The following is a 20728-nucleotide window of genomic DNA, read 5'->3' as shown; positions in this document are numbered from 1 at the left end:
CGCGAGCCTGCGCACCCGCTCCGGGTCACCGGGGGTCGGGTCCTTGTCCAGGTCGAGAACATGCCAGTCCGTCGGCCGGTGACCCGCCATCCCGCAACCCCCGTCACGCGCACATCGTCAACACCCGTATGCACACGTGAACCTACCGGGCACGGCAGTTCGACCGAAAGAGCGGCCCTTCTCGCCGCAGGGGCGTCAGTCGGGCGTTACTCACCTCTCATGCCGATGCGCAGGGCCGCTCCTCCTCACGCGTCTCCGTGCGGGTTCGGTTCCGACGCGATGACGTGCCGCACCTGCCAGCGGGCTTCCTCCCAGCGGGCGCGGCGGGCGGTGAGACGCTCGTCGGCATCGTCGTCACGGTGTCGCGCGGCCCAGCGGCCGGCCTCCGCCTGCAACTGACGGGCGACGGACAGGCAGGACGGGTGACTGAACGGGCCTCGCCCGTACGCCCTGTCCAGCATCGGCCCGGCACCGACCCGCGCCGCGTCCATGGTGAAGTCCGCGCCCCCGGCCAGGAAGAAGCGGTTGCCCGTCCTCCGCTGGGCGACCGCCCTCAGCCGCTCCTCCGCCTCCAGCAGACGGGGCACGGCCGATCCGAGACCGATCGCCTCATGAACCGCGTCCATGTACTCCAGGCATGCCACCGAGACCGGTTCCTCGATCTCGTCCCGCTGCAGATCCAGGACGTGCCGTGCGAAGTCCAGTGCCAGATGAGCCGCTCGTTCCTGGTGGATCTGTCCGAGCAGGTCTCCCAGCAGTCTCGACGGAACGATCACATCCAGCCCCCTCCCAATCCCCGTTCCGCCAGTGCCGCGTCATCCACGGCGCACGACCTGCCACACGCGATGCGCCGCATCCTCCCCCCGCAACCACCAGGCTTCCAGCTTGTCCCGGACCGTTACGTAGACCGCCCACCGCTTCAGCCACGGCGGCAGGTCGCGGAACGGTACGAAGGTCAGGGTGTCGTCCACCGCGTTCACCGCGATGCTCCTGCGGCCCGGGCCCGCAGCCCGCAGCACCTCGTACAGGTCCGGCGTCAGCGCCCCGTTCAGCCGCGCAGCCGTCCCCACCGCCGTGAAGGCGAAGCCCCGTTGGTCGGTGTCCGGGAGCTGCGTCGCGCGGACGAGACGCGGGGAGGCGTCTTCCAGTGGGCAGTTGAAGGCGAGGCCGATCGCCGCCGTGCCCAGGCTCCGCTCACCCCGCTCGAACGCGGCGTCCCACTCCGCCGGGTCGTCGAGACCCAGCAGTCCCTCCCCCGTCACCCAGTCCCACGACCGCGTCATGCCCGCTCGGTCCACTCAGTCCGCTCAGTCCACGAACCGGAACGTCGACGTGATCGCGTCGAAGATGTCGAAGAAGGACTCCGCGAGGTCCAGGACCTGACTGCTGCCCGCGACCAGGGCGACCTTGCCCTCCTGGCCCGGCACCGGGATGAACGTCTGCATCAGCACCGCCCGGATCGTGCGGTTCAGCTCGTCCCCCGGCACCGGTACGTCCTCGATGCCGTACGTCCGGGCCGCCGGGCCCACGCCCGGGATGTCGACCGTCGTCACCTTGCGCCACGAGTCGCCCTCCCGCCTCGCCTCCTTGACGGCAAGCTGCGCGGTGACCGCCTCCGGGTCGGTGGGGAGGGGGTCGCCCTTACTGGTGCGGCCGCCGACGAGCGACACCGTGACCGAGCCGGTGATCGGGGTGTCGCCGCCGAAGCTCTCCGCCATGCAGCCGCAGTACAGCGCACCCGACTTCCAGGCGTCCGCCGCCGCCTTGCGCAGGAAGGAGATGTACGTGTCGCGGTGCGGGGCCAGTTCCGGGTGGGCGCGCACCCGCTCGCTCACCATGCGGTGGATCGCGTCGTCCCGCGACTCGGGACGGACGTCGAACTCCCACCAGGACTCCGGCACCTTGATCCGGAAACCGCCCCGTTCGACGGTCAGCGCTTCCATGTAACGGGCCATGTCGCCGGCGTCCCCCTTCGGTCGATGACGTCCCGACATCGTGCCATCGAGGCGTCGCCGCGTGCGGCGCGGGGCCGTCAGTCGTCACCCCCTCTTCGCGACCGTCAGCACCACCGCCGCGTCCTCCAGCGCCTCCAGCCCGTGCCGGGCGTCCGGGATGACGAGGAGGTCGCCGGTGCGGCCCTCCCACTCCGCGTCGTCGCTGGTCAGGCGGACGCGGCCGCGCAGGACGAGCAGGGTGGCCTCACCGGGGCTGTCGTGCTCGGCGAGGCTCGTGCCGGCGGTCAGCGCGAGGAGGGTCTGGCGCAGGGTGTGCTCGTGGCCGCCGAAGACGGTGGTGGCGCTGCGGCCGCTGGAGGCGGTGGCGGCCTGTTCCAGGTGGGTGCGGGCGAGGGCGTCGAGCGAGAGCTTCTGCATACGTCCAGCGTGGCCGACTCCTCCGGGCTCCGGCCAGGGCCATGTGGGCCACCGCGGGGTCCGCATCGTCCGCGATACTGGCGCCGTGCCCGCGACCCCGCAGCCCGTCACGCCCGACCCTCCCGAGCCGATCGCGCGTCCGCTGCTCACGCAGTCCTGGCTGGACCTGACGTTCGTGCACTGGGCGGCGGACCCTGCCGACGTGGCCCCGCTGCTGCCGCCGGGTGCCAGGCCCGACACCCTCGACGGGGTGACGTACGTCGGTCTCGTCGCGTTCCGGATGCACCGGGTGGGGTGGCTGCGGCTGCCGGGCGTGCCGTACCTGGGGAACTTCCCGGAGACCAACGTCCGCCTGTACTCGGTGGACGACCACGGCCGGCGCGGGGTGGTGTTCCTGTCCCTGGACGCCTCCCGGCTGATTCCGGTGCTGGTCGGCCGGCTCGGCTTCGGGATGCCGTACGTCTGGTCCCGGATGCGGGTACGGCACGTGGACGACCGCACCGTCACGTACACCGCGTCCCGCCGCTGGCCGGGGCCGCGCGGCGCCGGTACGCGGCTCACGGTGCGGCGGGGCGAGGCGGTCGCCGAGCCGACGGAGCTGGAGCACTTCCTCACCGCCCGCTGGGGCATGCACGGCGTGTTCTTCGGGCGGCCGATGTATCTGCCGAACGCGCATCCGCGCTGGCCGCTGTACCGGGCGGAGCTGCTGGAGTGCGCGGAGGACCTGGTCGCGGCGGCGGGGCTGCCCGCGCCGGGCGGTGCGCCGGTCAGCGTGCTGTACTCGCCGGGCGTCCCGGCCCGCTTCGGCCGCCCGGCCCGCCCGGCGGGCATCCCCACGCCGTGACGGCGCGGTGCGCGGGGTCGTACGGCATACACGTCAGATGACGCCCTGCGCCAGCATCGCGTCCGCGACCCGCTCGAACCCGGCGATGTTCGCGCCGGTCACGTAGTCGCCGGGGGCGCCGTAGCGCTCGGCGGTCTCGGCGCAGGTGGTGTGGATGTCGGTCATGATCCGGGCCAGCTCGGCCTCGACCTGGTCGGCCTTCCAGCTGGTGCGCGACGCGTTCTGCGTCATCTCCAGCGCGCTGACCGCGACACCGCCCGCGTTGGCCGCCTTGCCGGGGCCGAAGGCGACGCCGGCCTGCTGGAGGAGGTCGACGGCGTCGGGCGTGGTGGGCATGTTCGCGCCCTCGGAGACCGCCTTCACGCCGTTGCGGATCAGCACGGCGGCGTCGTCGGCGGTCAGCTCGTTCTGCGTGGCCGACGGGAGCGCGATGTCCGCGGGGACCTCCCAGACGCGCCCGCCGGGCACGTACCGCGCGGAGCCGCCGCGGCGCTGGGCGTAGTCGCTCACCCGGCCGCGCTCGACCTCCTTGACCTGGCGCAGCAGCTCCACGTCGATGCCCTTCTCGTCGACGACGTAGCCGCCGGAGTCGGAGCAGGTGACCGGGTTGGCGCCGAGGGCGATGAGCTTGCGGACGGTGTGGACGGCGACGTTGCCGGAGCCGGACACGACGGCCGTCTGTCCCTCCAGGTCCTCGCCGCGGGCGCGCAGCATGGCCTCGGCGAACAGCACGTTGCCGTAGCCGGTCGCCTCCGGGCGGATCAGCGAGCCGCCCCAGCCTGCCGCCTTGCCGGTGAGGACGCCGCCCTCCCAGCGGTTGGTGAGGCGCCGGTACTGGCCGAAGAGGTAGCCGATCTCGCGGGCGCCGACGCCGATGTCACCGGCGGGGATGTCGGTGTACTCGCCGATGTGCCGGTACAGCTCCGTCATGAACGACTGGCAGAAGCGCATGACCTCCGCGTCGCTGCGGCCCCGCGGGTCGAAGTCGCTGCCGCCCTTGCCGCCGCCGATGCCGAGTCCGGTGAGCGCGTTCTTGAAGATCTGCTCGAAGCCGAGGAACTTGACGATCCCGAGGTTCACCGAGGGGTGGAAGCGCAGGCCGCCCTTGTACGGGCCGAGAGCGCTGTTGAACTCGATGCGGAAGCCCCGGTTCACGTGGACGTGGCCGTGGTCGTCCGTCCACGGCACCCGGAAGATGATCTGCCGCTCGGGCTCGACCAGCCGCTCCACGAGACCGGGTTCGGCGTACTCCGGCCGGGCGGCCAGCACGGGGGCGAGCGTCTCCAGCACCTCACGGGCGGCCTGGTGGAACTCAGGCTCCGCGGGGTTACGGCGCTCCACCTCGGCGCGGAGCCGGTCGAGCGAGGTCTTGGGGTCGGGGCGTGAGGTCACGGAATCCCTTTCTGGCGCGGCTGACACCGGTACAGATAGCCGGTGAGGGGCGCTCGGCGCCGTTGCCGCGCGCAGGACAGCGGCCGCCCTGGTCGTATACGACAGGTCGGCCGACCTTCCCAGTGTTACCCCTGTGTTAACTGGATACCAAGGGGCGGGTCGGATCGTCCGCTGTGCGGGACTTGGCGTGCGGAGAACGGGACGGCGGGCAGGATCATCCGATGTCCGGACAGGGTGTACGGAGTCCGGAGCGCCGGTGGGTTTTGATCCGGTCCTCGCCATACGCGCACACATCCTCCACATCGCCCTTTAGGCTTTCGTGGCGGCGCGGACGGGCACCGTACGGGGCGTCGCCGATCCGGCGGAACGGGAGAACAGGGGCATCATGACGGGTGGGGCAGCCGTACGGCCGGCAACGGATGACACTGATGACACGGCGGCCGACGGCGGCCCCGACCTCGCCCGCCCCGCCGACGGCGCGGCACCCGTCGCCCCCGGCCAGTTGGTGACCGTACGCAATCGTCCCTGGGTCGTCACCGAGGTGACCCGTTCCGCCCTGGCCACCGACGACCCCGCCCGCAGCGCGGGGGCCGCCGCGCCGCACCTCGTCTCGCTGACGTCCGTGGAGGACGACGCCCGGGACGAGGAGCTGCGGGTGGTGTGGGAGCTGGAGCAGGCGACCAGCGTCCACGACCAGTACGAACTGCCGTCGCCGGCCGCCGGGTTCGACGAGCCGGGCCGTCTCGACGCGTTCCTGGACGCCGTGCGCTGGGGCGCCATCGCCTCGGCCGACAAGACGGCGTTGCAGGCGCCGTTCCGTTCCGGTGTGGAGATCCAGGACTACCAGTTGGACCCGGTGGTCCGCGCCCTGTCGATGCCCCGCACGAACCTGCTGATCGCGGACGACGTCGGCCTCGGCAAGACCGTCGAGGCCGGCCTGGTGATGCAGGAGCTGATGCTGCGGCACCGGGCGCGTTCCATGCTGATCGTCTGCCCCGCCGGGCTGACGTTGCAGTGGCGGGACGAGATGCGGGACAAGTTCGGCCTGGACTTCCGTATCGTCGACACGAGACTGCTGCGCGAGCTGCGCCGCTCGGCCGGGCTCTACGCCAACCCGTGGACGCACCACCCGCGTCTGATCGTGTCGGTCGACTGGCTGAAGCGGGAGCGTCCGATGCGGATGCTGCGCGAGATCCTCCCGCCGGTGCCGGAGTACCCGCGCGCCTTCGACCTGCTGGTGGTGGACGAGGTCCACACCTGTGCCCCGTCCGGTACGGGCAGGTACGCGGTCGACTCCCAGCGCACCCGGGCCGTGAAGCTCCTCGCCCCGCACTGCGAGCACCGCCTCTTCCTCTCCGCGACCCCGCACAACGGCTACCTGGAGTCCTTCACGGCGCTCCTCGAACTCCTCGACGACCACCGCTTCGCGCGCGGCGTCAAGCCGACGGACGAGCAGCTGCGCCGCGTGATGGTGCGGCGGCTGAAGTCGGAGCTGCCCCGGACGTGGAACGACAAGCCCCGCTTCCCTCAGCGCGTGCCGCACGCCCTGGAGGTGCGGTACGGCGACGAGACCCGGGCGGCCTACGCGAAGCTCGCCGAGTACGCCCGCTCCCGCCGTGAGGGCAACGGCGGCGGGAAGGCCGGCGGGACGGCGGCGGACTTCGTGACGACGCTGCTGAAGAAGCGGTTCCTGTCGTCGCCGAAGGCGTTCGCGGAGACCATCGCCACGCACCTGGAGACGATGACGTCGAGGCCTCCCGCCGGCGAGGCCGCTCCCGCGCCGAGCGTCCGTGTGCTCAGGCCGCTGATCGACGGCGTGGAGGAGGCCGAGGAGGACGGCGAGCGGGAGCAGGCGGAGGCGACGGCCCGCGCCCTGACCGCCGCCCGCCAGGCGATGCGCCCGCTGTCGGACCGCGAGCGCACCCTGCTGAAGGAGCTGGACGCCTGGGCGGTGACGGCCGGGAAGCGCCCGGACGCCAAGTTCGCGCGCTTCCGTGAGTGGCTGGACGAGATCACCTGCCCGGACGGTCCTCTCGGTGAGTGGGAGGACCAGCGGGTCATCGTCTTCACCGAGTACCGGGACACCCAGCGCTGGCTGTACGAGCAGCTGCTCGCGGCCAAGTATCCGGCGGACCGGATCGCCCTGCTGTACGGCGGCCAGGACCCGAAGGAACGCGAGCAGGTCAAGACGGTGTTCCAGGAGAGCCCGGACCTGTCCCCCGTGCGCATCCTGCTCGGCACCGACGCGGCCAGCGAGGGCATCAACCTCCAGGCCCACTGCCACCGGGTCCTGCACTGGGAGATCCCGTGGAACCCCAACCGCCTGGAGCAGCGCAACGGCCGTGTCGACCGGCACGGGCAGCGGGCGGAGCAGGTGGACGTCCACCACTTCGTCCCGGAGGGCTGGCAGGGCTTCGACGCCGCCCACGACCACCAGACGGACTCCGGGTACGAGGACGGGGCGCTGGAGGACGAGATGCACTTCCTCGCGGTGGCCGCCCGCAAGACCGAACGTATCCGCGAGGACCTGGGCAGCGCGGGCGAGGTCATCGCCGCGCAGGTCGAGCAGAAGATGCTGGGGCGCCGCTCCAACTGGACCACGGCCGACGCGGAGATCACCAAGCGGTCCGGCAAGGCGGTGCTGAAGGTCGAGCGGGACCTCGCCCGTGACCTGGAGCAGCTGGTGAACGCCCTCACGGACAGCCGGCAGGAGCTGCACCTGAACGCGGCGACGGTGGAGCGGGTCGTGCGGACGGGCCTCCAGCTCGCCCACCGCAAGGACCTGATCGAGGTTCCCGACCCCGATCCGCGCAAGAACGCCAACTGCTTCCGGCTCCCCGAGCTGCCCGGTGCCTGGGCGCGGGCCCGCAACGACGGCTTGCGGCACCCGCTGACCGGCGCGGACCGCCCGGTCGTCTTCGACGAGGCCGAGGCCCGCGACCGCACGGACGTGGTCTACCTCCACCTGGGCCACCGGCTCACGCAGATGTGTCTGCGGCTGCTGCGGGCGGAGCTGTGGTCGGGCGGCGACGCGCGGCCGCGGCACGCGGACGGCGAGGGCCGCCCGGCCCCCCAGGGCCTCCAGGAAAGGAAGCTGTCCCGGGTGACGGCCCGTGTGGTCCCGGACGGTGTCCTGCGCACTCCCGCCGTCGTGGCGCACGGCCGTGTCGTGATCAGCGGCAGCGGCGGCGCCCGCCTCCACGAGGAGGTGATCGCGGCGGGCGGTCTCATCGAGAGCGGGAAGCTCGCCGTGGCGAAGAAGGAGGACGTCGAGAAGTGGCTCGCCGCCGCGACGGACGACCTGCCGCCGGAGGGGATCCGCGACGAGCTGTCCGCGCTGTGGCCGGACAACCTGGACAAGCGGCTCTCCAGAGCCCTGAACACCCAGGCGAACCGCCGCTTCCGCTCTCTGCAGACCCTGCTCGCCAAGCGCTGTGAGGAGGAGGTCGACGGAATGCGCGCGGTCCTGGAGGATCTCGGCCGGTCGATCCGGGAGCGCCTGGACGATACGGGACACTGGCAGCAGGAGTCGCTGTTCGACGTCGACGACGAACGCCGCCAGCTCCACGCCGACCGGGAAGCCCTCCAGGAGCGCCTGCGGCGGCTGCCGGACGTGATCGAGTCGGAGACGTCGGCCCTGCGGCGCCGCTGGGCGGACCCCACCACACGCTGGTTCCCGGTGTCCGTCACCTTCCTCGTCCCCCGTTCCCTCACCGTGACCGCCCGCCAGGAGACCCGCTGATGCCGACCGCCGCCGCCAAGAAGAAGGTGCCGCCGAAGGGCAAGGTCCCCACACCGGCGGAACAGCACGAGGACTGGCTGCGCCTGCTCCGCCCCGACGGCCCGTTCGTCTCCCTGCCGGTGCTGGTCGGCGCGTTCCCGCAGGGCCTGGACACCATCCCGGCCGAGACGTGGACACGGCTGCGGCAGGCCTGGGCGGAGGTCCAGGAGGACCCGGCGCTGCTGCGTCACGCCTGGGAGAAGCTGGTCCTCGACGAGCTGCTCGGCTGGCGCTCCCCCGGCCTGCGTGACGGCTCCGCGATCCCCGAGTCGCTGCGGGCCGGCGCGAACACCCCCGACGCGGTCCTCCTCGGCCCCGGCGAGTCGGGGCTCACCCCCCGCGCCCTCCTGTTCCGTACGCCGGAGTGGGAGGCGTCCCTCACCCGCCCGCGCGGGGAGCAGCCCTCCCTCGCCGACCGGGCCGCCGACCTGTGCCGGGCCCGCCAGGTCCCGCTCGCCCTGCTGACCAACGGCCGCGAGTGGGCCCTCGTCCACGCCCGCCCCAAGGAGGCCACGACCGTCGCCGTCTTCGACGCCGACCTGTGGTCCGAGGAGCCGCTGCTGGCCCGCGCCTTCGCGAGCCTGCTCACCGCCCGCCGGATCGTCCGCCCGCCGCTGGACGCCGCGGGCAAGCCGTCCGACTCCACGGCCGGTCTGTTCGCCCGCACCGCCGCCGCGCAGTCCGAGGTCACCGACACCCTCGGTCGTCAGGTCCGCGAGGCGGTCTCCCTGCTGGTCGCCGAGGTGTCCCGGCTCGACCGCGAGTCGCACGGCGCCGTGCTGCGGGACGTCCCCGCCCAGCAGGTCTACGAGGGCGCGCTCACCGTCATGATGCGCCTGGTCTTCCTCCTTTACGCCGAGGAGCAGCGCCTCCTCCCGGCGGGCGACGAGCTGTACGACGCCTCGTACGCCGTCGGCCCGCTGCACGAGGAACTGCGCACCGCCCGTCGCCTGCACGGCGGCGAACTGGGCGACCGCTCCGCCGCGACCTGGCCGCGCCTGCTGGCCACGTTCGCCGCGATCCACGGCGGCTGCACCCACGACCGGTTGTGGATCCCCCCGTACGGCGGCTCCCTCTTCGACCCGGCCCGCTTCCCCTGGCTGGTGGACGCCAAGGTCACCGACCGGGTCGTCTACGAGATCCTCGACGCCCTCCTCACCCTGCGCGCCCGCAAGGGGTTCAAGGGAGAGGAGCGGCTGTCGTACAAGGGCCTGGACGTCGAGCAGATCGGCCATGTCTACGAGGGTCTGCTGGAGTACGGCTGCCGCTGGGCCGACGAGCCGTACGTCGGGGTGTCCTTCGGCCGGGACAAGAAGTACGAGGCGGTACTGCCGCTGGCCCGGCTGGAGGAGTGGGCGGAAGCCGGCACGCTGGCGGAGGAGGTCGCGGCGGCGTCCGGGACCAAGCCGGCGACGGTGACGGCCGCGCTGGCCAAGTCGGGTGCCGTCACCGCCGAGCTGGAGACCGCGTGCGGCAGCGACGCGGCGCTGACCGGGCGGGCGGCGGCCTTCTCGGGGCTGTACGGCATCGACCTGCGTGGTGAGCCGAAGGTGTGGCCGGCGGGCTCGGTCGTCGTGGTGCGGTCGGGCAACCGGCGCGACACCGGTACGCACTACACGCCGAAGGCGCTGGCGGAGGAGGTCGTCGAGCACACGCTCGCGCCGCTGTGCTTCGCGCCGGGTCCGGCGGAGGGCGCGGAGCCGGGTGTCTGGCGGGCGAAGACGGCCGAGGAGCTGCTGAAGCTGCGGGTGCTGGACCCGGCGATGGGCTCGGGAGCGTTCCTGGTGTCCGCGTGCCGGTACCTGTCCGACCGGGTGGTCGAGGCGTGGCTGAGGGACGGCCTGCCGCCGGAGATCGCGCGGGACGTCGACGAGGACGACCGTGAGCAACTGCACCAGATGGCGCGGCGGCTGGTCGCCGACCGGTGTCTGTACGGGGTCGACCGCGACCCGATGGCGGTGGAGCTGGCCAAGCTGTCGCTGTGGCTGGTCACGCTGTCGAAGGGGCGGCCGTTCTCGTTCCTGGACCATGCGCTGCGGTGCGGGGACTCGTTGGTCGGGGTCATCGATGTGGAGCAGGTGAAGGCGTTCCATCTCGATTCGGGCGCACGGCAGTTGAGCCCCGAGGTGTCGCGGGCGCTGGACGTGACGGAGACGCTGCTGTCGGAGGCGGCGGAGCTGCGCCGGAGGATCGAGTCGACGGCGGTCACGGACATCCGGGTGGTCCGCGACAAGGTCGAGTTGCTGGAGAAGGCCGAGTCCCTGAGCGGCAAGTTGCGGCTGGCGGCGGACGCGGTGGTGGGGGCCGCGCTGGCGGCGGAGGGCATCTCCGACGAGGAGGCCAGTGACATCACCGGCGTGGAGAACGTCGGGGGCGCGCGGGGGCGGGCGGCACATGCCGAGGCCAAGGAGGACGCCAAGGGGAAGGCGTACCGGAACCGACTGGAGGCGGTGGCCGGGCTGGTCGCGGCTGCGATGGGGGACGGGGCCGAGGCCGAGGAGGCTGCGGAGCGGGCTCGGGGGATTGTGGAGGGGTGGCTGAGGGGGCCGAGGGCTGAGGCGATTCGGCCGTTGCATTGGCCATTGGAGTTTCCCGAAATTATGGGGGTCGAGGGCTCCAGCGGGTTCGATGCAGTGGTGGGTAATCCGCCGTTCGTGGGAGGGCAGAAGCTCACGGGTGCGCTAGGCCACGACTACCGCGAGTATCTGGTCAATCGGATCGGGGGCGGGAAGCGGGGCAGCGCCGACTTGTGCTCTTACTTCCTGCTGCGGAATCTTTCGCTAGCGCCGGGGCGTCGTACGGGAATCATTGCTACCAATACGATCGCCCAGGGGGACACCCGAGAGGTCGGACTCGACCAGGCTACGGCAAACGGCTGGACGGTATACCGAGCGGTGAAGGCCCAGCCATGGCTGGGGACTGCTGCGGTGATCGTCTCATTGCTCTGGCTGACAGGAATGGTCGGTCAAGATGAGGCCCCATTGCTAGACGGCAACGAGGTACGAGGGATTACGCCAGCGCTACTTCCCACATCACGGGCAACGGGGACTCCGTATCCACTAGTCGAAAATGAGGCACAGTCTTTTATCGGGTCATACGTGTTGGGAAAAGGTTTCGTACTGTCAGCCAGGCAAGCTCAGGCATTGATCGCGAAAGACGCCAGAAACGCGGACGTACTATTTCCCTATCTCAACGGTAAGGACCTGAACCAGCGACCAGGCGCATCCGCTAGCCGATGGGTAATCAACTTCCACGACTGGACGGAAGCGAAAGCAGCAGAATATGCAGATGTCTTCGCCATTGTGGAGCGCGAGGTCAAGCCCGAACGGACGCGGAACAACCGCAAGGTATACCGAGATTACTGGTGGCAGTTCGCTGAGAAGCGGCCCGCAATGCTTGCGGCGCTGGAAGGCATGCAGCAGGTAGTCGTGATTGCTCGCGTGAGCAAAACTGTAGTGCCGGTGCGCGTGTCTACCAGCCAGGTCATGAGCGAGCAGGTCGTTATTTTCCCAACATGCAGCAGCTCCGAACTGGCCGTCCTGTCTAGCTCTATGCACTACTGGTGGGCGCTAAAGCATTCAGGAGATATGCGTGGAGATCTCAGATACGCACCCTCTGACGTATACGAGAAGTTTCCTCGGCCTCAAAATTTTTCCGAAACACGTGCCGTTGGAGAGAATTTGGAAAAAATCCAGCAAGAAGCCATGTCTACTCGGAATATCGGCCTTACAGCCCTATACAACCTGATCCACTCAAAATCTGAAACCGCTCAGGACATCGAGGAAATTCGTCAAGCACACACGAAGATAGACCAAGCGGTGTGTGAGGCGTACGGCTGGGCTGACCTCGATCTAAAGCACGGCTTCCATGAAACTCCACAAGGCCCACGGTTCACCATTGCCGCAGATGCCCGAAGTGAAGTTCTCGACCGCCTCCTAGAGTTGAACCACACCCGCTACAAGGAAGAGCTAGACAAGGGCTTGCACACCCCCGAGGCCAAGAAGCGCAGGGCTGCCGCCCGCAAGGCCAAGGCGCGGGCCGCCGCACGCAGCCCTCAGCATGCCACGGAGGACTTCTCTGACGACGGACTGTTCCCCAAACCCGACGCGTTGTTCTGAGCCATACACCAACGCGCCCACCCCAGTAACAGCCGAGGGTGGGCGCGCCGTTGAAGCGTCAGCGCTCCGACGCATACGTCACGAAGTTCGCCCACGCACCCGGCGTGAGTGCGAGCCGAGGCCCTGCCACGTTCTTGGAGTCGCGGACGTGCACGGTGCGGGGCGCTATCGCGATCTCCACGCAGGAGTTGCCATCAGGGCCGTCGCTGTAACTGCTCTTGAACCAAGCCAGTTCAGAAACGTCCCCAGTAGAAGCCTTGCGGATCATGTCTCTCCCAGCACTTGCTCGATGAAGGCCAGCGACTCCCGAGGGGTGAGAGCCTGCGCCCGGATCGTCCCATACCGCAGCTCTAGGATCCGCAGCTGCTTCGGATCGAAGGTCGGCCGCCCGCCGAACGCGCCGTCGGAACGGCCTGCTGCCGTACCGTCGGCGAACTTCAGCACCTCGATCCTGCCTACCAGCCCAGGATGAGCCCCCGCGCTGGTAGGCATCACCTGCAACGTGACGTTACGCAACCGCCCCACCTCCAGCAGGTGTTCGAGCTGCTGTCGCCAGACCATTGTGCCCCCAACGCACCGACGTAGCGTCGCCTCTTCCAGGACGAAACTCAGAGCTGGAGCAGGGCACCGCTCGAAGATCGACTTCCGAGCCATACGAGCAGCAACCAGGCTCTCAGCCTCCTCCTCCGAGTACGGCGGTTGCCATACGTCGAACAGAGCCCGCGCATGCTCCGGCGTCTGCAACAGCCCATGAATGCTGAGCCCGACGTACACACCCAGCTCGACCGCCTTGGCCTCCAGCTCCGCCAGTGCCCGCACGCTCTTCGGATACCGGACCTTCTTCACGTCCTCCCAGGCCGCCGAGAGCAGTCCGCCCGCCCTCAACACCTCGTCGGCCTTGTCCAGATACTCGCGTTGAGGGATCCGCTTCCCGCCCTCGACCTTGTAGACGAGGTCCTCTCCGTACCCGATCGCCGCCCCGAACTGGCCGGCCCGCATCCCCGCCGCTTCCCGCCGCAGCTTCAACTGACGCCCCACCGTGGTGATGACGGCGACGCCCCACTCGTCGTCCGGGTCCACCTCCCACCCCGGCTCGTCCGCCTCAGCCCTGGGCCGTACCGCCTCACCGTCCACCGCCGTCATGCCGCACCCCTCCGTCGTCCCGCGCCGTACCGCGGCGCCCTACCCGTACCAACCATCCCGACAGTCCGGACAGCACCGGACAACCATCGGACAGTCACCACATGCAGGGAGATCTGCCACAACTCACGTTAGATCGCGACAGGACCACCAGTGCGAGAAACGCATAATTCGTACTTTTAAACACCGCGTCCCGCTGAGTACCCACGGTCGCCCCCTCCCGGGCCATCGAAACCCCAGAGAGGCGGCACCCTCAGGCTGCTTCAAATTTGAATTTAATTACTCCCCCTGAACCAACGAAGATGGAACCCACAGACACCCCTTTTATGGAAGCTCAAAAGAAACTCAAGTGATAACGAGTGGGTAACGGGATGGGCAGATGCCCCCCGATGTCGATCAAAGCATGATCTGATCGCGACCGATAAGCCGGGCGAATTAACCAGTCCCCGGCAGCATGCAAGTCAGATCTGGGGGAAAAATGAAGCGCGCTGCATTCGCAGTCGTTGCCATATGCGCCATCACCGTCGCGACTCCGGGAGTCGCCTTCGCAGATTCTCCGGAACCTGCGCCGCTGGGCGTCTGTGACGGGGGATGGAAGACCGACATCTACGCCCATTCGAAGAAGCACCTGGGCAAGGGACCGATCTACAAGGACGGCCCCGGGGGGACCATGGTTCTGACGCGAGTGAAAGCCGGATCCGTGGCGACCAAAATCACGGTCGGCGGAGGAGTGTCCGTCAGCGGCATTGTGGCCGAGGCGAAGGCCGAGGTGAGCCGCGAGTCGGTCAAGGAGGTGTCCTGGGAGACGCAGCACCAGTACCGGCGCGACATCAGCCGCAACAAGTACGGCAACGCGCAGTTCGGCTCATGGGGTCACCACGTCAAGTGGCAGAAGTACTACCAGTTGCCCAACTGCAAGAAGACCCAGATCTCGTACGGGGAAGCTGACGTCGCCAACGAGACCGTCGGATTCAAGTACTGGGAAACGAGTTCCTGATGCGATCCCGTCGCGCGGCCCTCGCCACGGCAGCCGTCCTGTGCGGGGTGCTGACCTCCTGCACGGGCGAGGACGGCTCGGACAAACCCAACGTTCCGGACTCGTCCCAGTCGACCGTCGCACCACCTCCCCAGGAACCGTTGACCGCCCCCGAGGTGGACGCCGGATACAAGGAAATCCTCTCCGAAGGCCCTCATCGCGGAGTCCAGCAGTTCGGCACGATAGAACTCCCGAAGGGAGAGTCCTGGATCAAGGTGAACTGCATTTCGCGCTCGATGCCGGTTGATCTCGAAATCTCCCTCGAAGGCATCGGAGGGTTCTCCCTGGGGTGCTCCGGTGTGGAGGTGGAGAAAAACGCGAACCAGATGAATCTGAATTCGCCCCGCAAGCTCCACTTCACCGTGGTGACGGAGGAGTCCGTCCGCTGGTACGTCAGCATCCAAGTCCCCAAGCAGTGAGCACGGGCAGCGAAGCCGGCTTCTCCAGCCACTGAGCAGCGGTCGTGAAGAGGGCTCGGTACAGGAACCGAGCCCTCTTTGCTGCCCCGCGCCGACAACGCCGACAGCCTCGGACACATCACCGACAGGAGCGGCACTCGCCCTCGTAATCACGCAAGGCGACGGATGCGACCCACCATTCTGAATGCCGTGCATCAGAAAATCGCCGGCACCACGGCTCAACCGACCAGCCACTCCCCCCCACTTCAGCGTGCTGCTCTCCGCCACCCCGCGCAGTGCCCGCCTCGCCCGTCTCCTCACGGGCGCCCAGCTCCGCAGCCGGGATACGACTCGGACGCCGCACGCCACGTCGTGGCCGAACTGGCGGCCAACGCCGTCACCCATGGCCGCGTCCCGAGCCGGGACTTCCGTCTTGAGTTCCACGTGGTGGACCACACCCTCCACATCGAGGTCACCGACACGCGGGGCGAACGCCTGCCCGAGCCCCAACCGCCCTCCCCCGACACCGAGTCGGGCCGCGGCCTCCTTCTTCTGGAGGCGCTCGCGGACCGCTGGGGCGTGACCGAGGACCGCTTCCCACGCAAGACCGTCTGGGCCGAACTACGGCTTACGGCACCGGAACCCGAGATCTGAAGATCCGGTGCCGTCAGTGCCTTACCAATCAAGGACTTGAGGGGAAAGCACCCCACCAAGCCCCACCCTTTCCCGCCCGAGGCGCGCGATCACTCAGGCGGGTGAACATCACCGGCTCAGCTGGATTTTCGGACCCCCAACGCCTCTACGCTCAGCGCACACAACCCGAAAAAGACTTCGGCCCCCGCCGGGACTGGCATCCCAGTGCGAGGGCCTGACCACCAAGGAAGCTGGAACCTTCCCGATGGATACCCAAAACCCTAGCGCGCCCTCGCGCGCCCAGTCAGCCCCCGACGGCAATCCGACCCGATCGCGTCACCACATCGGCGGCGTCATCCACGAGAACACCCGCCACACCACTCGCTTCGTGGTGATCGGCAACCACCTCACCCAGCACAAGGAGCTCTCGCTCCTCGCAATCGGCCTCGGCTGCCACATCCAGTCGCTCCCCACCGGCACCCCCGTGGACATCAAGAGCCTCGCCTCCCGCTTCAAAGAGGGCACCAAGCGCATCAGCGACGCCCTACGGGAGCTGGAGACCCACGGCTACCTGCGCCGGGAACGCGTCCGCACCCCCGCCGGCCGCATCGTCACCCGCACGATCTCCTGCAACCAGCCGGGCCACTCGCGGCAGGCAGCCGACACCGGCTGCGCCGCCCCGCAAGCCCGACCGGCGCCGGAGCGCACGCCCCACCCGCGCGGCTCCCGCCCCCGCAAGGCACTCCCCGCCGTCCCCCAGCCCGGCTACACCGCCCCGGCCCTCCTCCAGCAGGCCACCGACCTCCTCGCCGCCCTGCGCCGCCAAGACCCCCGCCTCCTGCTCTCCGCGACCGACACCGAGCACCTGGCCCCCGGAGTCGCCGCCTGGCTGGAACGCGAGGTCACCCCCGCCGCCGTACGCCGCGCCCTCACCACCGACCTACCGGACGAACCTCTCCGCCGTCCCGCCGCCCTTCTCGCCCATCGCCTGGCCGCGCAACTCCCACCCCTGCCGCCGTACCGAACCCCGGCCGGTCCGCCACCACCGGCCCGCCACCGGCTGCGCAACTGCGACGGCTGCGACCATGCCTTCCGCGCCCCCGAAACCGAAACCCACTGCCGCGACTGCCGTACGGCCGGAGCAGCCTCAGGAGCCGGCCGTTGAGCAGGCGCCGTTCACTTCGCCCCTGAGGCGTCGCTCTCGCCGCTTCCACCGTCCGCTCGCTATTCGCGCCCCTTTTCCGGGCCGGCGGTATCGCGGGCTCTGGGGGGCGTCGGGCGTGGGGCGGGTCCCGGGCGTCGGCCGGTCCGGAGCGGAGCCCTGCGGGTGGGAGCGTAGGAGGAGTCCGGGGACGAGGGCGGCGTGGCGGGATCGTTGAGGGTGACGTGCAGGAAGGGAAGGATGCCGCGTTCCAGCAGGGCTTCCCTCCATGCCTCTCTGGCCTCCACCAGTTCCGCGCTCGATGCGTAACGGTCTCTGGTCTCCGAAGCAGGCTGGCCCTGAGCACGCAGCGCGACGACCACCAGGAGGACTGAGCAGACGAGAGCCAAGATCACCATCGCGGCTCCGGCAGACCAGCCGACGACGAGCAAGCTCCGGGTGACCGTGGACTCGCCTCCGAAATGCTGGAGAAGGTAGCCGACAAGAAGAGACAGCACCGCGGTGGCCCCGGAGACGAAAACAGACAGGACGGCGAGGACAGCGAACAGACCGGCCCCCTCCTTGTCGGAAACTTCGGCCACTCCCGGATACCCGCCCAGTGAACCGAGTTCGATCGGACGCCGGCGAACCGGAGTGCCGGCGGGCGTAGGCGGCTCAGAGGCGCGGGGCGCCCGTCCCACCGCCCTGGGTGCTTCCGGACGTACGCTCAGGCCCAGCAGCGCTGCCAGCAGCCGACGGCGGTAGGACATCCGGGCCCAGCGCTGTGGGGCGACCATGCCATCGGTGCCAGGGCCACCCCGCCGTACGACACCCAGCACAGCCGCACCCAGCCGGCGGCCCGGAGCTGCTTCCGCAGCAGGTCCGGCGGCGGCCCGCGGGCGGGCCTCGGAGCGGAACGAGGCGTGCGGAGCAGGAGTGGCGGCCCGGCCACGGAGCTCCTCGCGAAGCCGCACGTAGTGGTTGTACTCGGTCGTCGCGGCTGCGGTGATGAGCGAAGTGGCAGCCAACGCCATGGTGCGCAGCTGCTCGACTGAGACCCGTTGGCCCCCGGCCGCGAGCCCTGGAGTGTGCGGGACGGCGCGCAACGCGGCGTCCAGGATTCGCTCGTAATCCGCGCGGTCCTCGTCCAGCAGTGCGTGCGGAGTGAGGCTCACCGTCCCTCCTCCCCGATCGCCGGCCCTTGTCGCCATCGTGCTGCGCCCCGGTCGTCGACGCCAGATCCGGCTCCGTCGACCGGGCTCGCAGGGATGGCAGTGTCTCCGGAACGGACGGATCCCGTGAGCCGAGTACGGTCGAGGTTCGGGTCGCGCATCGGCTCACGAATGAGATCGCCCGCGACGGTGGTGGACTGCTGGAGCGGAAGCGTGGATGGTACGGCAGAAGACGGTTCGCCGGCCGGTTCGGCGGGCCGGGCCGGATCCGCGGACGGTGCGGGCAGGGCCGCCGTCACGGACCGAGGGGCAACACGTGGCACGTCGGGCCCGGCAGAAGAGCCGTCCGCACCGCCCGCTTCCATGGCACCGGTCGCCGGCGCCCCTGTGTCCGCGGCCGTCTCCGCGGCCCCGGCCCACTGCCGGTCGCCCGTCACCACGTCGTTCACCGACTGGATGCGGCCGAGCTGGGTGAGCAGCATGGGCGCCGACATACCGACCACCACGGCCGCGTACTGACCACTGATCTGTCCTGAGGTGCCGAACAGCACCGCTGCCCCGGCGCCCATCAGGCTGTGCACGACGGCCGCGACGAGGTCGACCGCGGGATCGAAGTACACCTGGAGCCGAGGGGGTTCCCCCACTCCTGTCCCCGTGGCTGCCAGTTGCCGGTGCGAACGGCGATCGGCCTGCCAGGACACGAACCGCGTGTAGGCGTCCAGAGCCCCGCGCAGCAGACCGCCCGCCGCCCCCAGGACGAGCAACGCCGGGATGCTCACGGTCTCCCCCGCGGGGCACCGGGGCAAGGGTGCGGTCCTCCGGTCACCGGACGAGCGCGGAGCCGGGCGCGACAGCGCACCACCGGCGTCGCGGTGGGGCTCACGCAGCCGTGCCCGGCCGCTGCCTCACTCCTCCTGGACGACGAAACCGACCACCTGCCGCATGCGCAAGCCTGTTCCGTAGGGCTCCAGATCACCCGTCACCGCCACTTCCAGACCCCGACGCCAGGCCCGAGTCGCCTTGTCCACGTCCTCCGGACGCAAATCCACCCGCACACTCCGCACCCGCGAGTCCTCCTCGCGGAGCAGCGAACCGTAGACCGCCGCTTCCCTGTCGCCCTGCCCACTGAGCCGGGTGACCACACCGCGCAGCACCGCCTCGGGTTCTCGTCCCAGCCGCGCCCTGAGATCCTTCGCGCCCTCCTCCAGCACCTCCACATGCCGACGGGCGATCTCCACCGGAGGAGACGCCTGCTCCATCCGTACCTCGGGGGACCAGGCGAACGCGAAGGAGAAGCCGCGCCGTTCCTCACCCGCGATCTTCACCAGGGCCTCGCAGAGGTTGGCGGACAGGCCCGCTTCGGCATAGGGCGCGAAGTCGGTCAGCGAGTCCCGCTCCAGGGTCTCCTCCGCCGCCGCACGGGCACAGGTCACACCCGCGAAAAGGGTGCGGGACACCTTGCGCGCGAATGGTTCCGGTCGCCGCGATCCCGGACCGTCCGAAAACGCGTCGTCGTCGAACAGCGAGGGCCACCGCGGCCGGGGCAGAGGCGAGAGAGGGGTGTGCGCCGCAACGACGTAACTGCCGACCCGGGTCTGGTCCAGCCGGACCGCCGCCACATGATCCTTGACCGCCTGCGGCTTCTGGCCTGGCTGCACCGCCTGCGGAGTGAGCGCGGAGGACGCGGCGGCCGTGTGCAGTTCCCTCAGACCAGTGAGCGCCGACACCAGGTCCAGCAGCGGAGCCGTGCCGGCCGGGCCAGGCGGCACCAATCGTAAGAACTGCCAGTCCACCGGCGGCAGTCGCATCTCTCGCAGGATGTCGCCGGGGCGTCGCGCCTCCACGACCGCGAGAGTTTCCAGGATGTCGGCGATCCGGCCCGGATAGTCACGCTTCCGCTCGAACGGCACCAGCACCTCGTACGGCGGTCCCGGTTCGTCGTCCTGCGCTGCCCGCTCCCACAGCTCGGCACCCGACAGGTTGCGTTCCGCGCGCCATCCCTTGCCGCCCAGATAGCGCCGTACGGCCTCGGGATCGAGTGTCCGGGCCTCCTCGAACTCCGCGTCCGTGATGACGTTCATGACACCCCCGCCAGATTCCGATACGTCTCGGAGAACAGGCCGTGCAAGGAGTCGACCGTCAGAAGGTTGGCACGCGGAATGTGGACCCGGCGCGTCTTCTGGGTCTCGTCGGCGGCCTCCTTGTCGTGCAGGCACACCCAGTAGGCGGCGTTCCGCAGCAGCAACCGGTCGGGGGTGGCGTGCGACCAGGTGATCGTGTCGGTCGGCGCCAGAACGAGGAAGAGGAACCGGGGAACGTCGTAGCCCTGTCCCGCCAGCAAGTTGTAGTGCTGCACCTCGAGGTCGTACGCGATGTGGTCCTCACGGATCAGCGGGGAAGAGGTGCACTTCACCTGCGCCTCGATGACCGGAAACCGATGGGTTCCGGGCCGGCCCGGATGCCCCAGCTGCCAGTCGACACCGACCCGGTCGCGGTCACGCTGGGCCGCGTCGATGTTGGCGGCGACGGCGAGCATCCGGACGAACTGCTCACCGAAGTGCCCGCGATGCCTGTTGTCCCCGAACCCCGTGGAGTGCTCCACCCAGTCCGGTGCCGGAGCGGGCCCCAGCTCCACACCGAAGTGCGGATACGGCATCTGGTGCGGGACACCGCCGATCGTACTGTCTGCCATCCGTCCCCC

17 protein-coding genes and 1 pseudogene are annotated in these 20728 nt (G+C 69.7%); 7 read left to right on the top strand and 11 right to left on the bottom strand.

Annotation, left to right across the window (positions count from 1 at the left end; genetic code table 11):
* Positions 1–245 precede the first annotated feature (245 nt).
* The 4 genes from ACFOSY_RS31250 to ACFOSY_RS31235 form a co-directional block, all read right to left on the bottom strand.
* The gene (locus tag ACFOSY_RS31250) at positions 246–776 is read right to left on the bottom strand and encodes a hypothetical protein (RefSeq protein WP_394313418.1); all 531 of its coding nucleotides are present in this window, start codon (positions 774–776) and stop codon (positions 246–248) included.
* Positions 777–815: 39 nt separating this feature from the next.
* Positions 816–1283 (bottom strand): hypothetical protein, encoded by a 468-nt coding sequence (locus tag ACFOSY_RS31245; protein ID WP_394313416.1) that lies wholly within the window; start codon positions 1281–1283, stop codon positions 816–818.
* A 24-nt stretch (positions 1284–1307) separates the two neighbouring features.
* Complete coding sequence (locus ACFOSY_RS31240) at positions 1308–1955, bottom strand: hypothetical protein (protein WP_394313414.1); 648 nt, start codon at positions 1953–1955, stop codon at positions 1308–1310.
* An 84-nt stretch (positions 1956–2039) separates the two neighbouring features.
* Complete coding sequence (locus ACFOSY_RS31235; RefSeq protein ID WP_394313412.1) at positions 2040–2372, bottom strand: cupin domain-containing protein; 333 nt, start codon at positions 2370–2372, stop codon at positions 2040–2042.
* Positions 2373–2457: 85 nt separating this feature from the next.
* On the opposite strand from ACFOSY_RS31235, the gene ACFOSY_RS31230 reads away from it, so the two are divergent.
* A complete protein-coding gene (locus ACFOSY_RS31230; protein ID WP_394313410.1) occupies positions 2458–3216 on the top strand; it encodes a YqjF family protein in 759 nt (252 codons plus the stop codon).
* Between the two features lie 33 nt (positions 3217–3249).
* Here the strand turns inward: ACFOSY_RS31230 and gdhA are convergent, their stop codons facing one another.
* A complete protein-coding gene (gdhA, locus tag ACFOSY_RS31225) occupies positions 3250–4608 on the bottom strand; it encodes an NADP-specific glutamate dehydrogenase (protein ID WP_394313408.1) in 1359 nt (452 codons plus the stop codon).
* A gap of 385 nt (positions 4609–4993) precedes the next feature.
* On the opposite strand from gdhA, the gene drmD reads away from it, so the two are divergent.
* Together drmD and ACFOSY_RS31215 are read left to right on the top strand one after the other, a co-directional pair.
* Positions 4994–8350, top strand: coding sequence for a DISARM system SNF2-like helicase DrmD (gene drmD / locus ACFOSY_RS31220; protein WP_394313406.1), 3357 nt, complete (start codon positions 4994–4996; stop codon positions 8348–8350).
* Positions 8350–12507, top strand: a complete 4158-nt coding sequence (locus ACFOSY_RS31215) for an Eco57I restriction-modification methylase domain-containing protein (RefSeq protein ID WP_394313403.1) — start codon at positions 8350–8352, stop codon at positions 12505–12507. Before drmD ends, ACFOSY_RS31215 begins: the two co-directional genes overlap by 1 nt.
* 58 nt (positions 12508–12565) lie before the next feature.
* On the opposite strand, the gene ACFOSY_RS31210 is transcribed toward ACFOSY_RS31215, so the two are convergent.
* Positions 12566–12775: a DUF397 domain-containing protein gene (locus ACFOSY_RS31210; RefSeq protein WP_394313401.1), complete on the bottom strand. Its 210-nt coding sequence runs from the start codon at positions 12773–12775 to the stop codon at positions 12566–12568.
* Positions 12772–13650, bottom strand: a complete 879-nt coding sequence (locus ACFOSY_RS31205; protein WP_394313399.1) for a helix-turn-helix domain-containing protein — start codon at positions 13648–13650, stop codon at positions 12772–12774. Before ACFOSY_RS31205 ends, ACFOSY_RS31210 begins: the two co-directional genes overlap by 4 nt.
* Positions 13651–14347: 697 nt before the next feature.
* On the opposite strand from ACFOSY_RS31205, the gene ACFOSY_RS31200 reads away from it, so the two are divergent.
* The 4 genes and pseudogenes from ACFOSY_RS31200 to ACFOSY_RS31185 all read left to right on the top strand — a co-directional run bounded on the left by ACFOSY_RS31200 (position 14348) and on the right by ACFOSY_RS31185 (position 16879).
* Positions 14348–14644 carry a hypothetical protein gene (locus ACFOSY_RS31200; protein WP_394313397.1) on the top strand — a complete coding sequence of 99 codons (297 nt, stop codon included), beginning with the start codon at positions 14348–14350 and terminating at the stop codon, positions 14642–14644.
* Entirely contained in the window at positions 14644–15102 is a 459-nt protein-coding gene (locus ACFOSY_RS31195) for a hypothetical protein (protein ID WP_394313395.1), read from the top strand. The genes ACFOSY_RS31200 and ACFOSY_RS31195 overlap by 1 nt, the downstream gene beginning before the upstream one ends.
* Before the next feature lie 184 nt (positions 15103–15286).
* Positions 15287–15735 (top strand): annotated as a pseudogene (locus tag ACFOSY_RS31190) (ATP-binding protein).
* A gap of 244 nt (positions 15736–15979) precedes the next feature.
* On the top strand, positions 15980–16879 hold the full coding sequence (locus ACFOSY_RS31185; RefSeq protein ID WP_394313393.1) for a helix-turn-helix domain-containing protein: 900 nt from the start codon (positions 15980–15982) through the stop codon (positions 16877–16879).
* 59 nt (positions 16880–16938) lie between these two features.
* Here ACFOSY_RS31185 and ACFOSY_RS31180 read toward each other — a convergent pair whose 3' ends face one another.
* The 4 genes from ACFOSY_RS31180 to ACFOSY_RS31165 all read right to left on the bottom strand — a co-directional run bounded on the left by ACFOSY_RS31180 (position 16939) and on the right by ACFOSY_RS31165 (position 20719).
* Entirely contained in the window at positions 16939–18030 is a 1092-nt protein-coding gene (locus ACFOSY_RS31180) for a hypothetical protein (protein WP_394313391.1), read from the bottom strand.
* Entirely contained in the window at positions 18027–18728 is a 702-nt protein-coding gene (locus ACFOSY_RS31175) for a hypothetical protein (RefSeq protein ID WP_394313389.1), read from the bottom strand. The genes ACFOSY_RS31180 and ACFOSY_RS31175 overlap by 4 nt, the downstream gene beginning before the upstream one ends.
* Positions 18729–18932: 204 nt before the next feature.
* Positions 18933–20108, bottom strand: coding sequence for a hypothetical protein (locus ACFOSY_RS31170; protein ID WP_394313386.1), 1176 nt, complete (start codon positions 20106–20108; stop codon positions 18933–18935).
* Positions 20105–20719: a DUF4365 domain-containing protein gene (locus ACFOSY_RS31165; RefSeq protein ID WP_394313384.1), complete on the bottom strand. Its 615-nt coding sequence runs from the start codon at positions 20717–20719 to the stop codon at positions 20105–20107. The genes ACFOSY_RS31170 and ACFOSY_RS31165 overlap by 4 nt, the downstream gene beginning before the upstream one ends.
* Between the last annotated feature and the right edge of the window lie 9 nt (positions 20720–20728).

The sequence above is a fragment of the Streptomyces lusitanus genome, from assembly GCF_042647945.1.
GTDB lineage: Bacteria > Actinomycetota > Actinomycetes > Streptomycetales > Streptomycetaceae > Streptomyces > Streptomyces pseudogriseolus.
The sequence above is the reverse complement of the archived record's forward strand: the minus strand, read 5'-3'. Positions and strand labels throughout refer to the sequence as shown.

Coding starts and splice junctions, on each gene's coding strand:
- ACFOSY_RS31245 (WP_394313416.1), bottom strand. CDS start 1,283: ATGACGCGGTCGTGGGACTGGGTGACGGGGGAGGGACTGCTGGGTCTC.
- ACFOSY_RS31240 (WP_394313414.1), bottom strand. CDS start 1,955: ATGGCCCGTTACATGGAAGCGCTGACCGTCGAACGGGGCGGTTTCCGG.
- ACFOSY_RS31235 (WP_394313412.1), bottom strand. CDS start 2,372: ATGCAGAAGCTCTCGCTCGACGCCCTCGCCCGCACCCACCTGGAACAG.
- drmD (WP_394313406.1), top strand. CDS start 4,994: ATGACGGGTGGGGCAGCCGTACGGCCGGCAACGGATGACACTGATGAC.
- ACFOSY_RS31215 (WP_394313403.1), top strand. CDS start 8,350: ATGCCGACCGCCGCCGCCAAGAAGAAGGTGCCGCCGAAGGGCAAGGTC.
- ACFOSY_RS31210 (WP_394313401.1), bottom strand. CDS start 12,775: ATGATCCGCAAGGCTTCTACTGGGGACGTTTCTGAACTGGCTTGGTTC.
- ACFOSY_RS31205 (WP_394313399.1), bottom strand. CDS start 13,650: ATGACGGCGGTGGACGGTGAGGCGGTACGGCCCAGGGCTGAGGCGGAC.
- ACFOSY_RS31195 (WP_394313395.1), top strand. CDS start 14,644: ATGCGATCCCGTCGCGCGGCCCTCGCCACGGCAGCCGTCCTGTGCGGG.
- ACFOSY_RS31185 (WP_394313393.1), top strand. CDS start 15,980: ATGGATACCCAAAACCCTAGCGCGCCCTCGCGCGCCCAGTCAGCCCCC.
- ACFOSY_RS31170 (WP_394313386.1), bottom strand. CDS start 20,108: ATGAACGTCATCACGGACGCGGAGTTCGAGGAGGCCCGGACACTCGAT.
- ACFOSY_RS31165 (WP_394313384.1), bottom strand. CDS start 20,719: ATGGCAGACAGTACGATCGGCGGTGTCCCGCACCAGATGCCGTATCCG.